Here is a 12562-nt window from a genome sequence, read left to right on the forward strand (position 1 = left end):
CCACTCGTACGCTGAACGGATGGCCAGCGAAGCAGATCCGGAGCTCCTGCACGTCGAGACCTTCGTCGTGGCGGCGGGGCGTCCCGAGCGCTCCCCCGGGTCGTCGGCGAACGTCCCGGTCGAGCTCACCTCGACGTATGCCGCCGACGGTGACGTCAACTACGCCCGCTCGGGCAACCCGACGTGGAACGCCTTCGAGGAGGCCCTCGGCGGGCTCGAGGGTGGTCGCGCGCTGGTGCACGCCTCGGGGATGGGCGCGATCTCGGCCGCGCTCTCGCTGCTGCCCCCCGGGGGCACGGTCGTGGCGCCCGACACCACCTACAACGGCACCGGCGACCTGCTCGTCGCCCACGAGAAGGCGGGAGGCACGGTCGTACGCATCCACGCCACCGACACGGCACGCTTCCTGGCCGCGCTGGAGTCGGCCGACCTGCTGTGGCTCGAGTCACCGACCAACCCGCTCATGGACGTCACGGAGCTGGAGGTCGTGCTCGGCCGGGCTCGCGAGCTCGGCGTGACGAGCGTCGTCGACAACACCCTGTCGACTCCCCTGCTCTGCCGGCCGCTCACGCTCGGCGCCGACGTCGTCGTGCACTCGGTGACCAAGTACCTCTCCGGCCACAGCGACGTCGTGCTCGGCGCCACCGTGGTCGCCGACACCGAGCGGGGACGCAGCATCGGCGAGCGGCTGTTCCGCCACCGCACCCTGCACGGCGCGATCGCCGGCCCGCTCGAGGTGTTCCTCGCCCTGCGCGGCCTGCGCACCCTTTCGGTCCGCTTCGAGCGGGCGAGCGCCAGCGCCGCCGAGCTCGCCCGCCGCCTCGCCGACCACCCGGGCGTGGAGCGCGTGCGCTACCCCGGCGTGGGGGCGATCCTGTCGATCGACGTGGCGGGCGACGCCGAGGCCGCCGAGCGCGTGTGCAGCGCCACACGCCTGTGGCTGCACTCGACGAGCCTCGGCGGCGTCGAGTCCCAGGTCGAACGGCGCCGACGACACCCGTCCGAGTCCGAGCAGGTGCCGCCCAACCTCCTGCGCCTCTCGGTCGGCATCGAGCACGTCGACGACCTGTGGGCCGACCTCGACCAGGCGCTGCGCGCGATCTGACATCGAGCCCTGCCCGCGGGCGAAGGGCGCCGGTGTGAGGCAGCCCGGCTGACGGTCACTGCCCGACTCGGCCGTCGACGCACTCACGCAGCAGGTCGGCGTGGCCGCAGTGCCTGGCGTACTCCTCGATGCGGTGCACCATCAGCTCACGCACGGCGATCCTGCTCTTGCCGAGGCGCTGGCCGAGGTCGGGGTGGGCGGCGAGCGCGGCGTCGGTCTCGGACTGCTCTCGCGCCAGGTCTGCGTAGGCCGCGTCCACGACCGCCGGCTCGCCGACGGCACCGTCGAAGTCGCCGTCCGAGCTGGCGTCGGTGTCGGGGTAGAGCTTGGGCAGCGGCCCGTCGGTGGTGATCCAGCTGCGCCAGTCCCGCTCCACCTCCGCGAGGTGACGCACCAGCCCGAGCAGCGACATCGACGAGGGCGGCACCGAGCGTCTGGCCAGCTGCTGGGCGTCGAGCCCTTCGCACTTCATCAGGAGGGTGAGCCGGTAGTCCCTCAGGTAGTCCTGCAGGGTGGCGAGCTCGCCGTCCGGACTCGCGCCGTCGGTGTTGCGGGGGTCGTCGTCGGGGTCGGTCCACATGTCGGGGTAGACGGTGGCGCTGGTCCATCGGGTGGGCTGCTCGCTCATCCCGCCATGCTCGTCCGCCCAGCTCGTGACGGCCACCGGGTTTCCGCGGCCGAGGGGTCGACGCTCTCGGGGAGGGGCGGGGGTCAGGGCGGGTCGGGCGGATCCGATGGTGGTCAGTGCTTCTCGGCCTTGAGGTCGCGCGACATGAGGCGGGGCCCGACCTCACTCGCCGAGTGGCCGTCGCGGATCACGGCGACGACCTGCTCGCAGATCGGCATGACGACGTCGTGCTGCTGCGCCAGCGTCAGGATCGACTGGCAGGACTTGACGCCCTCGGTCGTCGTGCGCAGCTCGGCTGTCGCCTCGTCGACGGTCATGCCGCGCCCGAGTCGCACGCCGAAGGAGTGGTTGCGCGACAGCGGCGACATGCACGTGGCGATGAGGTCGCCGACGCCGGCGAGCCCCATGAAGGTCTGTGGGTGGGCGCCCAGGGCGAGTCCGAGGCGGGTCGTCTCGGCGAGCCCCCGGGTGATGATCGTCGCCTTGGTGTTGTCGCCGAAGCCCATCCCCTCGGCCATGCCCGACGCCAGTGCGACGACGTTCTTCGTGGCGCCGCACACCTCGGCCCCGATGACGTCGGTGTCGGTGTAGGGCCGGAAGTACGGCGTGGCGCAGGCGCTCGCCACGCGCTCGGCCGCCTCCATGTCGGTGCAGGCGACGACGCCCGCCGCCGGCTGCCTGCGGGCGATCTCGGGCGCGAGGTTGGGGCCCGACACGACCACGATGCGGTTGTGCTCGACCTCGGCGGCCTCGGCGATGACCTGGCTCATCCGCAGCGTGGTGCCGAGCTCGACGCCCTTCATGAGCGAGACCACCGGCGCGCTCGACGGGATGGAGGCACCCCAGTCCGAGAGGTTGGCGCGCAGGGTCTGCGAGGGCACCGCGACCACGACGACGTCGGCGCGGTCGAGCGCCTCGACCGGATCGGTGGTGGCCCGGACCGACTGTGGCAGCGCGAGCTCGGGCAGGTAGGCCTCGTTGCGGCCGCCGTTGATCGCATCGGCGACCTCGGCGCGGCGGGCCCACATGGTCACGTCGCAACCGGCGTCGGCGAGGATCGCCCCGAAGGCGGTGCCCCAGTTGCCGCTGCCCATGACGGCCACGCGCGCAGCTGTCACGAGGGCGCCCCGTCGCCGTGTCGACCGCCGTGCTTCTTGTGGCGGCCGATCTCGTGGTGCTTCATGGGGTCGCCGATGTCGGGAACCCCGTGCGTGCGAGGGTCGAAGCGCTCCACCGGCCGCTTCTCCTCCCGGATCTCCTCGAGCAGCCCGGTGATGCGGTCCATCAGCCGGTCGGTGGCCTCGCGGAGCACCTTGGTGTCGATGGGGCGGTCGTAGAGGTCGGACAGATCGACGGGCGGACCGGCATACATGTGCATCGTCTTGCGCGGGAACAGCGAGGGACGGTGGCCGTAGGGAGAGAGGATCTCCTGGGCGCCCCACTGCGCCACCGGGATCAGCGGGCAGCGCGTCTCGAGCGCGACCCGCGCCGCACCGGTCTTGCCCCGCATCGGCCACAGGTCGGGGTCGCGGGTGATGGTGCCCTCGGGGAAGATGCCGAGCGGCTTGCCCGACCGCACGCCCTCGACGGCAGCCCGGTAGGCCCCGGCAGCCGCGACCGAGTTGCGGTAGACCGGGATCTGGCCGCTCTGCTTCAGCAGCCAGCCCACGACGGGGATGGTGAAGAGGCTGTCCTTGCCGAGGAAGTACGCCTCGCGGCCGCTGTCGTACATGAAGTGGGCGAAGACGAGCGGGTCGGCGTACGAGATGTGGTTGGGCGAGACCACGAAGCCGCCCTCGGCCGGCAGGTTCTCGAGACCGCGCCAGTCGCGCTTCGTCAGGCCCATGAGGAGCGGCCGGAGAAGCAGTGCCACGAGTCGGTAGGCCCAGGGCAGCCGCCTCTTGCGTGCGCCGGCAGTCACGTTGTCACGTCCTCCTCGTCGTGCGCACGCCGGTCGACGTGGCAGGGCTTCATCTTGTCCACGTCACGGCGCGGTGTCGAGCAGCGCGACGGCGAGTGGGACGATATCGGCAGCATGCCGACCTCCCCGAACGCGCACCCCGAGCCCACCCCGCCTTCCGTGTCGTCAGGCGAGTGGGTCGTCGTCGTCCCCGTCAAGGACACCCGTCACGGGAAGTCCCGTCTGGCCCGCGCGGTCGGCTCGGACCGGGCGGTCCTCAGTGGTGCCATCGCGCACGACACCCTCACCGCCACCGTCGAGGCGGTGGGTGCCCGACACGTCGTGCTCGTGACCAACGACGAGCCCCTGGCCCTCGCCTGGCGCGCCAGGGGGGTGACCGTCGTCGACGACCCCGGCAGCGGTCTCAACGACGCCGTCTCCGCAGGTATGCGGCAGGCCGGGGCCGGCGTGCGGGTGGCCGCCCTGCTCGGTGACCTCCCGGCGCTGGACGCCGCGTCGTTGCGCAGCGCGCTCGCCCGGGCCGACGACGTGGCCGAGTCGTTCGTCCCCGACCGTGACGGCACGGGAACGGTGCTGCGCTGCGGCCGCGCCTTCACGCCACACTTCGGCGCCGACAGCGCGTCCCGTCATGCAGCCGACGGCGCCGTGCGGCTCGATCTCCCGCTCCCCCGCCTCCGCACCGACGTCGACGACGCCCGCAGCCTGGCCCGGGCGCGCCGACTCGGTCTCGGGCCCGCGACGCAGGCGGTCCTCGAGAACCGTGCGTCTGGTTGGATCAGGAGCATGCAGGCCTCGGTCCACCGCTTCGACCCCGACACGCACACCGGCAGCGTCCTGCGCGACGACGGCGTCGAGCTGGCCTTCGAGGCTTCGGCCTTCGAGGCGAGCGGGCTGCGGCTGCTTCGCACCGGCCAGCGCCTCACCGTCGACGTCGTCGACGACGTCGTCGTGTCGATGCGCATCGTGGGCATCGGGACCGGCCAGCCCATCCACTGACACGCTGTGGGCCCGACCGGATGTCGGTCGGGCCCACGTCGCCTCGCGTGGCCGTCAGGGCGTGTCGACGGCCGGGGCGATCACCTGGAGGCGGTCTTGCGAGCCGTCGCCTTGCGCGCGGGTGCGGCCTTCGACGTCGTCCGCTTCGCGGCGGCCTTCGCCGGAGCGGCCTTGGTGGCCGTCTTGCGCGTGGCCGTCGTCGCGGCGGCCTTGGTGGTGGCGGCCTTGGTGGTGGCGGCCTTGGTGGCGCCGGTCTTGGAGGTGGCGGCCCTCGTGGCGGTGGCGCGCTTCGCCGGAGCCGCCTTGGTCGCGGCTGCCTTCGTGGTCGTCCGCTTCGCGGCGGCCTTCGCCGGAGCGGCCTTGGTGGCCGTCTTGCGCGTGGTCGTCGCGGCGGCTCTGGTGGCGGCGGCCTTCGTGGCGGTGGCGCGCTTCGCCGGAGCCGCCTTGGTGGCAGCGGCCTTCGTCGTCGTGCGCTTCGCGGCGGCCTTCGCCGGAGCGGCCTTGGTCGCGGCCCTCTTCGTCGTCGCCTTCTTGGCGGTGGTCCTGACCGGCGCAGCGGCGACGGACGACCCCGCCGAGGCACGGGTGGCGGCCGACTCGGTCTTGGAGAGCTTCTTGGCGCCGGAGACCACTTCCTTGAAGTTGGTGCCCGAGCGGAACTTGGGAACGCGGGTCTTCTTGATCCGCACGGTCGCCCCCGTCTTGGGGTTGCGGCCGGTGCGCGCGGCGCGGTCGGCCCGCTCGAAGGTGCCGAAGCCGGTGATGCCGACCTTGCCACCCTTGGCCACCTCGCGGATGACGACGTCGAGGAAGGCCTCCAGCGCGTCGGAGGCGACCTTCTTGCTGCCGAGCTTCGTCTCGAGCGCGTCGATCAGTTCTGCCTTGTTCACGTCTTCCCCTCCAGAGGACTGTCGGTGTCAGGCGACCCGACGATGTGCGTCCGGAACCGGTCCGGCTACCTCCTGACGTTAGGACGACTCGACGGGCCGCGTCCATCACCAAATGGGGGGTTTTTCGTTGTGTCGCAAGGAGTTTGACGCCTTGTCCGAGCACCCAGAGGCCCCGACCCGGGTTTCCGAGGGATTGTCCTCGAGGGGCAGAGGAAAGCGGATCCCATTGTGTTGCAATGGGATCCGCATCCTTCACTGCCGCCAGGGGCAGCCGCCCGGGCCTGGCTCAGGCCGGGGTGGTCACCGGCTTGTGGCCGGGCCGACGTGACTCGAATTCGGTGACAAGATCTTCGTGTCGCAGGGTCAGCCCGATGTCGTCGAGGCCCTCCAGCAGCCGCCACCGGGTGTAGTCGTCGATCTCGAAGGGCGCGACGATCTCGCCGGCGTGGACCGTGCGGCCCACGAGGTCGACCGCGATCTCGGCGCCGGGGTTGTTCTCGAGGTACTTCCAGATGAGCTCGACGTCGTCCTGCGCGACGATCGCCGTGAGCAGCCCCTGCTTGCCGCTGTTGCCGCGGAAGATGTCGGCGAAGCGCGAGCTGATGACGACGCGGAAGCCGTAGTTCATCAGGGCCCAGACGGCGTGCTCGCGGCTCGAGCCCGTGCCGAAGTCGGGGCCGGCGACGAGGACCGAGCCGTCGGCGTACACCGGGTTGTTGAGGACGAACGACTCGTCCTTGCGCCATGCGGCGAAGAGGCCGTCCTCGAAGCCGGTGCGCGTGACGCGCTTGAGGTACTCGGCCGGGATGATCTGGTCGGTGTCGACGTTGCTGCGGCGCAGCGGCACGCCGACGCCCGTGTGGGTCTCGAACTTCTCCATGGCTCAGGCCTCTCCGGTCGTCGCGGACGCCAACGGGGCGCTGCTGCCCGTGGCCTGCAGGTCGGCGGGGCTCGAGAGCGTGCCGAGCACTGCGGTGGCCGCCGCCACGAGGGGGCTCACGAGGTGCGTGCGGCCGCCCTTGCCCTGCCGTCCCTCGAAGTTGCGGTTGGACGTCGAGGCGCTGCGCTCGCCGGGAGCGAGCGTGTCGGGGTTCATGCCGAGGCACATCGAGCAGCCCGGCAGGCGCCACTCGGCACCGGCCTCGGTGAACACCTTGTCGAGCCCTTCGGACTCGGCCTGGAGGCGCACCTTCGCCGAGCCCGGCACGACGAGCATGCGGACGCCGTCGGCGACCCGGTGGCCCTGGACGACGGCCGCGGCGGCGCGGAGGTCCTCGATGCGGCCGTTGGTGCACGAGCCGACGAAGACGGTGTCGACCTTGATGTCGCGCAGCGGCGTGCCGGGCTCGAGCCCCATGTAGGCGAGGGCGTTCGCCGCGGCGACGCGGTCGCTCTCGTCGGCGAAGGACTCGGGGTCGGGCACCGACTCGGACAGCGGCAGACCCTGACCCGGGTTGGTGCCCCACGTGACGAACGGCGTCAGCTGCGTCGCGTCGAGCTCGACCTCGGCGTCGAAGACGGCGTCGTCGTCGGTGCGCAGGGCGGTCCAGTCGGCGACCGCGGCGTCCCAGTCGGCACCGGTGGGCGCGTGCGGACGACCCTTGAGGTAGTCGAAGGTCGTCTCGTCGGGGGCGATCATGCCGGCGCGGGCGCCGGCCTCGATCGACATGTTGCAGACCGTCATCCGCGCTTCCATCGACAGGGCCTCGATGGCCTCACCGCGGTACTCGATGACGTAGCCCTGTCCGCCGCCGGTGCCGATCTTCGCGATGACGGCCAGCACGATGTCCTTGGCGGTGACGCCGTCGGGGAGGGCGCCTCGCACGTTGACGGCAAGGGTCTTGAACGGCTTGAGCGGCAGCGTCTGCGTGGCGAGCACGTGCTCGACCTCGGAGGTGCCGATGCCGAACGCGAGCGCGCCGAACGCGCCGTGGGTCGAGGTGTGGCTGTCGCCGCAGACGACGGTCATGCCGGGCTGCGTCAGCCCGAGCTGCGGGCCGACGACGTGGACGATGCCCTGGTCTGCGTCGCCCATCGGGTAGAGGCGCACGCCGAACTCGTCGCAGTTGCGGCGGAGGGTCTCGACCTGGACCTTCGAGACGGGGTCGGTGATCGGGCCCGGCGTCGTGGGGACGTTGTGGTCCTCGGTGGCCAGCGTGAGGTCGGGCCGGCGCACGGGCCGGCCGGCGAGGCGGAGACCGTCGAAGGCCTGGGGGCTGGTGACCTCGTGGAGCAGGTGGAGGTCGATGTAGAGGAGGTCGGGCTCCCCCTCGGCGCGACGGACGACGTGTGCGTCCCAGACCTTCTCGGCCAGTGTCCCTGCCATGTCTCCCTCTGACTTCCCTCCGCGACGACGTGTGCTGGTGCCGAGCGCGTGCGCCATCGAGGACCGGGTCGCGACATCGCTCTTCGGCAAGACTGAACCTTTTATGGTGCCAACGGATTGACGTCTCAGTGCCTGAGACGTCAATATCAGTGCATGGACAACTCTTCAGGGGTCGGTGTTCTCGACAAGGCCGCCACGGTGCTCGGCGCCCTCGAGGCAGGCCCTGCCACCCTCGCCCAGCTCGTCGGAGCCACGGGACTCGCGCGCCCCACGGCCCACCGTCTGGCCGTGGCGCTCGAGCACCACCGGCTCGTCTCACGAGACATGCAGGGCCGCTTCGTGCTCGGCCCGCGTCTCGGCGAGCTCGCCTCGGCGGCCGGCGAGGACCGCCTCCTCGCTGCGGCCGGTCCGGTGCTCGGGGCGCTTCGCGACCACACGAACGAGAGCGCCCAGCTCTTCCGCCGCCAGGGGGACCAGCGCATCTGCGTTGCTGCTGCCGAGCGCCCCGTGGGCCTACGCGACTCGATCCCGGTCGGCGCGACGCTCTCGATGCTCGCCGGCTCGGCGGCCCAGGTGCTCCTCGCCTGGGAGGAGCCCGACCGGCTCCACCGCGGCCTGCAGGGCGCAGCCTTCACCGCGACCGCCCTGTCGGGCGTGCGCCGCCGCGGCTGGGCCCAGAGCGTGGCCGAGCGCGAGGCGGGCGTCGCCTCCGTGTCCGCCCCCGTACGCGGTCCGTCGGGTCGCGTCGTCGCCGCGGTGTCGATCTCGGGCCCGATCGAGCGCCTGTCGCGTCAGCCCGGTCGCCTGCACGCCGCCACGGTCGTCGCCGGGGCGAACAAGCTCACCGAGGTGCTCCGCCGCCACCACGCGATGCAGCAGCAGCAACAGCAGCAGCAGAACGCCTGAGCCCGCCCCGGCCCCGGAGACCCCCAGCCCTGCCGGACGGGCAGTGGCCGGAGGGCGAACGGGCATTGCGCAACGGATCGGTCACGATCGCTGTCACACGCTCCTGTCGGACAACCTTCCGGGGGGTGTCCGCGTCACCCTCAGTGCAGTGCAACGAGGCACGGCACGTCGCATGACGAACCATGTTGAACAAGGGGTCACGATGCAGGCAGCCAGCTCACCGGTCCGGTCCAGAGGCGGCCTGCGCCGCGCCCTCGTCCTGACGGGGGCCCTCGCGCTCGTCGCCGGCTCGGCGGCGTGCACGTCGAGCGCCAGCCCCGACGCAGCAGCGACCCACGTCGGCCAGACCGTCGACCCGGTGACCGAGGCTCCCCCAGAGGCTCCATCGGAGGCTCCCTCCGAGGCCCCGTCCCAGACATCGACCCAGACCCCCACCCCGCGCGCCACTCCCTCGCCCGTGGCGACCACCGAGGCACCGGTGCCGGCCCCGACACCGGCACCGGCACCATCGACTCCGGAGACGAAGCCCGAACCGGCGCCGGTGGTCATGCTCAGGCCAGGCGACACCGGCGCGAAGGTGCGCTCGCTGCAGGCCCGGCTGCGCCAGATCGGGTGGTTCTCCGGCGATGTCAACGACCGCTACGACCAGCAGACGAAGGAGGCCATGCGGGGCTTCCAGGCCAAGCGCGGCTACGACGCGACCGGTGACCTCGACGACCGCACGTGGGACAAGCTCGTCTCGATGAGCCACCGGCCGACCTCCGACGAGCTGGCCAACATCCAGTCGAAGCCGGCCGAGCCCAAGCCCGAAAGCCTGTCGTGGGACGTCGACGAGCGCTGCATGACCGGCCGCGTCATGTGCGTCAGCAAGTCGACCAGGCGCCTGACCTGGGTCGTCGACGGGGTGCCGCAGTACGGCTTCGACGTGCGGTTCGGCAGTGACGAGCTGCCCACGCGCGAGGGTGTCTTCTCGGTCTACAAGAAGAAGATCGACGTCATCTCGAACCTCTACCACACGCCGATGCCCTACTCGATGTTCTTCTCGGGCGGCCAGGCGGTGCACTACTCGTCGAACTTCGCGCGCCTCGGCTACTCGGGCGCCTCCCACGGCTGCGTCAACGTGCGCAACAAGCCCCGACTGGTCCAGCTGTACAACGAGGTGCGCATCGGCGACACGGTGGTCGTGCACTGGTGACCGGCGGCTGAGCGCGCGGCCGTAGGCTGGCGAGGTCCACTCCCCCAGGCCCCAGAGGAGTCAGCGTGCTCAAGGTTGGTTGGAAGGCGTCAGCGGAGCAGTTCGGTCCGCGTGACCTCGTGACGTATGCCGCGCAGGCCGAGGAGGTCGGGCTCGACTCGGTCTTCATCTCCGACCACTTCCAGCCCTGGCGCCACCAGGACGGGCACGCGCCGTTCGCGATGTCGTGGCTGGCGGCCGCCGGTGAGCGCACCGAGCGCATCCAGCTCGGCACCTCCGTCATGACCCCCACGTTCCGCTACAACCCGGCGGTCGTGGCCCAGGCGTTCGGGACGCTCGGCGCCCTCAACCCCGGACGCATCGTCCTCGGTATCGGCACGGGCGAGGCGCTCAACGAGGTCGCGGTCGGCGCGGCCGGTTCGCCGTGGCCCGAGTTCAAGGAGCGCTTCGCGCGGCTGCGCGAGGCCGTGACCCTCATGCGCCGGCTGTGGACCGAGGACCGGGTCGAGTTCGAGGGCGAGTACTACCGCACCCACGCCGCGACGGTCTACGACCGCCCTGAGCAGCCGATCCCCGTCTACGTGGCCGCGGGTGGCCCCCTCGTCGCGAGGTATGCCGGTCGGTCCGGAGACGGGTTCATCTGCACGTCGGGCAAGGGCCGCGAGCTGTACGAGGACAAGCTCCTCCCGGCCGTCGACGAGGGGCTGGCGAAGTCGGGCCGCACGCGCGACGACATCGACAAGATGATCGAGATCAAGCTCTCCTACGACCGCGACCCCGACCAGGCGCTGCACAACGTGCGGTTCTGGGCGCCGCTGTCCCTGAGCGCCGAGCAGAAGCACGGCGTGGACGACCCGGTGGAGATGGAACGGCTCGCCGACGAGCTGAGCGACGAGGAGATCGCCGAGCGGTGGATCGTGACGAGTGACCCCCAGGAGGCCGTCGACGCGGTGCGCCAGTACGTCGACTGGGGCTTCGACCACGTCGTCTTCCACGCGCCCGGCCACGACCAGGCCCGCTTCCTCGAGCAGTTCTCGGCCGACGTCCTGCCGGGGCTGCGCGAGCTGGGCTGACCTAGCTCGCTGCCGCCCGACGCGTGAGCCGGGCGTGGCGACGGTGGGCCCGCTCCTCGGTCGTGCCGAAGGCCTTGCCGAGCCCGGTGGGCGGCATCCCGAGGTAGAGGCTCTCGTGCGCGCCGGCCGGGACGGCGTACGTCTCGTGCCAGACCCCGACCGCGCCGGCGGCCCTGCGACTGCGCCGGTAGAACGCGGTCCGGGCGGGCCGGTGTCGACGCTCGGGGTCGTTCGCGTAGGCGTAGATGGACTCGACGTCGCGCCAGTACTGCACCACGGTGGGGCCCCGCGCCCCGACGAGGGTGCGCGCCTCGAGGAAGCCGAGGTCGGGGCCCTCGCCGCGGACTGCGTGCGCCTTGGCCGCGTACAGCTCGGCGATCATGCGGGGCATGGCGCCGAACACCGGCAGCCACAGGTCGGGGCGCCACGGCTGGTTGACGCGCATGCCGATGAGGAAGACGGCGAGGTCGCCGTCGTGGGTGTGGGTGGAGTGCGAGAAACCGGTCACGACACGCCTTTCGGATAGTTGGACTATCCAAGTCTGGAGAGTCAGACTATCCAAAGTCAAGGAGGTTGTTCAGTGCGCATCTCGGAGCTGTCCGAACGCAGCGGCGTCACCATCCCCACGCTCAAGTACTACCTGCGCGAGGGACTGCTTCATGCCGGCGAGCTGCAGGGCGCCACCCGCGCGGCCTACGACGACTCCCACCTCGAGCGCGTCCGCCTCGTGCGTACGCTCGTCGACGTCGGTCGCCTGTCGCTCGAGCAGGTGCGTGAGGTGGTGCGCGCCATCGACGCACCTCCCGCGGGTCGCCACGAACTGTTGGGGGCAGCCCACGAGGCACTGAGGCCACACCCGGCGACGACCGCGCCGACGGCGGATGCGCTGGCGCAGCTGGAGGCCCTGGGGCTGCCTGGGTGCGACCACTCTCCCGCGAGCCTGCAGCTGGCCCATGCGCTGACCGCCGCGGCCGCGAGCGGCTGGACCATCGACCCGGCCACCCTCTCGCGGTGGCTGGGCGCCATGCTCGAGGTGGCGCAGACCGACGTCGTCGCCGAGCTCGGCGAGGTGTCGGCCGGCGAGGCCCTGCGCTACGCGATCGTCGGCAACGTCCTGACCGACCCGGTGCTGCTGGCCCTGCGCCGGGTCGCCCAGGAGGCCGTGAGCGCCGAACGGTTCGGTGCCGGGTCGACGGAGTGACGACGGACGACCCGGGAGAAGCAGAAGACCCCGGTCCGTGTGGACCGGGGTCTTCTCCTGCTCTCTCGAGCATCACGTAGCCCCGACGGGATTCGAACCCGCGCTACCGCCTTGAGAGGGCGGCGTGCTAGGCCGCTACACAACGGGGCCGTGAGCGGTGCCGAGCGAGCTCGGCACGAGAAGAAACCTTACCGTGTGGCTTGGATTTCTCCGAATCGGCTCACGTTGCCGTGAGCCGGAGCTGGGGTACCAGGACTCGAACCTAGAATGACGGAACCAGAAACCGTAGTGTTGCCAATTACACCATACCCCAAGGGGTTT

Annotated in this window: 13 protein-coding genes and 2 tRNA genes; 6 read left to right on the top strand and 9 right to left on the bottom strand. The window is 71.4% G+C overall.

The genetic code is table 11. The annotated features are described in order from the left end of the window. Window positions 1-19 precede the first annotated feature (19 nt). Window positions 20-1105, top strand: a complete 1086-nt coding sequence (locus ACFQ2V_RS01130) for a trans-sulfuration enzyme family protein (protein ID WP_386050070.1) — start codon at window positions 20-22, stop codon at window positions 1103-1105. A gap of 55 nt (window positions 1106-1160) precedes the next feature. Here ACFQ2V_RS01130 and ACFQ2V_RS01135 read toward each other — a convergent pair whose 3' ends face one another. From ACFQ2V_RS01135 to ACFQ2V_RS01145, 3 genes are all read right to left on the bottom strand, one after another. Then, on the bottom strand, window positions 1161-1733 hold the full coding sequence (locus tag ACFQ2V_RS01135; protein WP_386050071.1) for a DinB family protein: 573 nt from the start codon (window positions 1731-1733) through the stop codon (window positions 1161-1163). Window positions 1734-1846: 113 nt separating this feature from the next. Further along, window positions 1847-2851 (bottom strand): NAD(P)H-dependent glycerol-3-phosphate dehydrogenase, encoded by a 1005-nt coding sequence (locus tag ACFQ2V_RS01140; protein ID WP_386050072.1) that lies wholly within the window; start codon window positions 2849-2851, stop codon window positions 1847-1849. Beyond that, window positions 2848-3654, bottom strand: coding sequence for a lysophospholipid acyltransferase family protein (locus ACFQ2V_RS01145; protein ID WP_386050073.1), 807 nt, complete (start codon window positions 3652-3654; stop codon window positions 2848-2850). Before ACFQ2V_RS01145 ends, ACFQ2V_RS01140 begins: the two co-directional genes overlap by 4 nt. 114 nt (window positions 3655-3768) lie before the next feature. On the opposite strand from ACFQ2V_RS01145, the gene cofC reads away from it, so the two are divergent. Continuing rightward, window positions 3769-4650, top strand: a complete 882-nt coding sequence (gene cofC, locus ACFQ2V_RS01150) for a 2-phospho-L-lactate guanylyltransferase (RefSeq protein WP_386050074.1) — start codon at window positions 3769-3771, stop codon at window positions 4648-4650. A gap of 80 nt (window positions 4651-4730) precedes the next feature. Here the strand turns inward: cofC and ACFQ2V_RS01155 are convergent, their stop codons facing one another. The 3 genes from ACFQ2V_RS01155 to leuC all read right to left on the bottom strand — a co-directional run bounded on the left by ACFQ2V_RS01155 (window position 4731) and on the right by leuC (window position 7866). Continuing rightward, complete coding sequence (locus tag ACFQ2V_RS01155) at window positions 4731-5540, bottom strand: HU family DNA-binding protein (protein ID WP_386050075.1); 810 nt, start codon at window positions 5538-5540, stop codon at window positions 4731-4733. Window positions 5541-5826: 286 nt separating this feature from the next. Next, on the bottom strand, window positions 5827-6420 hold the full coding sequence (leuD, locus tag ACFQ2V_RS01160) for a 3-isopropylmalate dehydratase small subunit (protein ID WP_386050076.1): 594 nt from the start codon (window positions 6418-6420) through the stop codon (window positions 5827-5829). A 3-nt stretch (window positions 6421-6423) separates the two neighbouring features. Next, on the bottom strand, window positions 6424-7866 hold the full coding sequence (leuC, locus tag ACFQ2V_RS01165) for a 3-isopropylmalate dehydratase large subunit (RefSeq protein WP_386050077.1): 1443 nt from the start codon (window positions 7864-7866) through the stop codon (window positions 6424-6426). Between the two features lie 153 nt (window positions 7867-8019). On the opposite strand from leuC, the gene ACFQ2V_RS01170 reads away from it, so the two are divergent. The 3 genes from ACFQ2V_RS01170 (at window position 8020) to fgd (ending at window position 11040) form a co-directional block, all read left to right on the top strand. Continuing rightward, window positions 8020-8772, top strand: a complete 753-nt coding sequence (locus ACFQ2V_RS01170) for an IclR family transcriptional regulator (protein WP_045191628.1) — start codon at window positions 8020-8022, stop codon at window positions 8770-8772. A 202-nt stretch (window positions 8773-8974) separates the two neighbouring features. Further along, window positions 8975-9967: a L,D-transpeptidase family protein gene (locus tag ACFQ2V_RS01175; protein WP_386050078.1), complete on the top strand. Its 993-nt coding sequence runs from the start codon at window positions 8975-8977 to the stop codon at window positions 9965-9967. A gap of 65 nt (window positions 9968-10032) precedes the next feature. Continuing rightward, complete coding sequence (fgd, locus tag ACFQ2V_RS01180) at window positions 10033-11040, top strand: glucose-6-phosphate dehydrogenase (coenzyme-F420) (protein ID WP_386050079.1); 1008 nt, start codon at window positions 10033-10035, stop codon at window positions 11038-11040. 1 nt (window position 11041) lies between these two features. On the opposite strand, the gene ACFQ2V_RS01185 is transcribed toward fgd, so the two are convergent. Continuing rightward, complete coding sequence (locus ACFQ2V_RS01185) at window positions 11042-11548, bottom strand: DUF4188 domain-containing protein (RefSeq protein WP_386050080.1); 507 nt, start codon at window positions 11546-11548, stop codon at window positions 11042-11044. A gap of 72 nt (window positions 11549-11620) precedes the next feature. Between ACFQ2V_RS01185 and ACFQ2V_RS01190 the strand changes: the two genes are divergently transcribed. Next, the gene (locus ACFQ2V_RS01190) at window positions 11621-12241 is read left to right on the top strand and encodes a MerR family transcriptional regulator (RefSeq protein ID WP_386050081.1); all 621 of its coding nucleotides are present in this window, start codon (window positions 11621-11623) and stop codon (window positions 12239-12241) included. Window positions 12242-12318: 77 nt separating this feature from the next. On the opposite strand, the gene ACFQ2V_RS01195 is transcribed toward ACFQ2V_RS01190, so the two are convergent. After that, window positions 12319-12391: transfer RNA gene (locus ACFQ2V_RS01195), tRNA-Glu, on the bottom strand. A gap of 91 nt (window positions 12392-12482) precedes the next feature. Continuing rightward, window positions 12483-12554, bottom strand: a tRNA-Gln gene (locus ACFQ2V_RS01200). Window positions 12555-12562 lie beyond the last annotated feature (8 nt).

Origin of the sequence: Terrabacter terrigena (assembly GCF_042676085.1) — a bacterium.
In the GTDB taxonomy this organism is placed as follows: Bacteria; Actinomycetota; Actinomycetes; order Actinomycetales; family Dermatophilaceae; genus Terrabacter; species Terrabacter terrigena.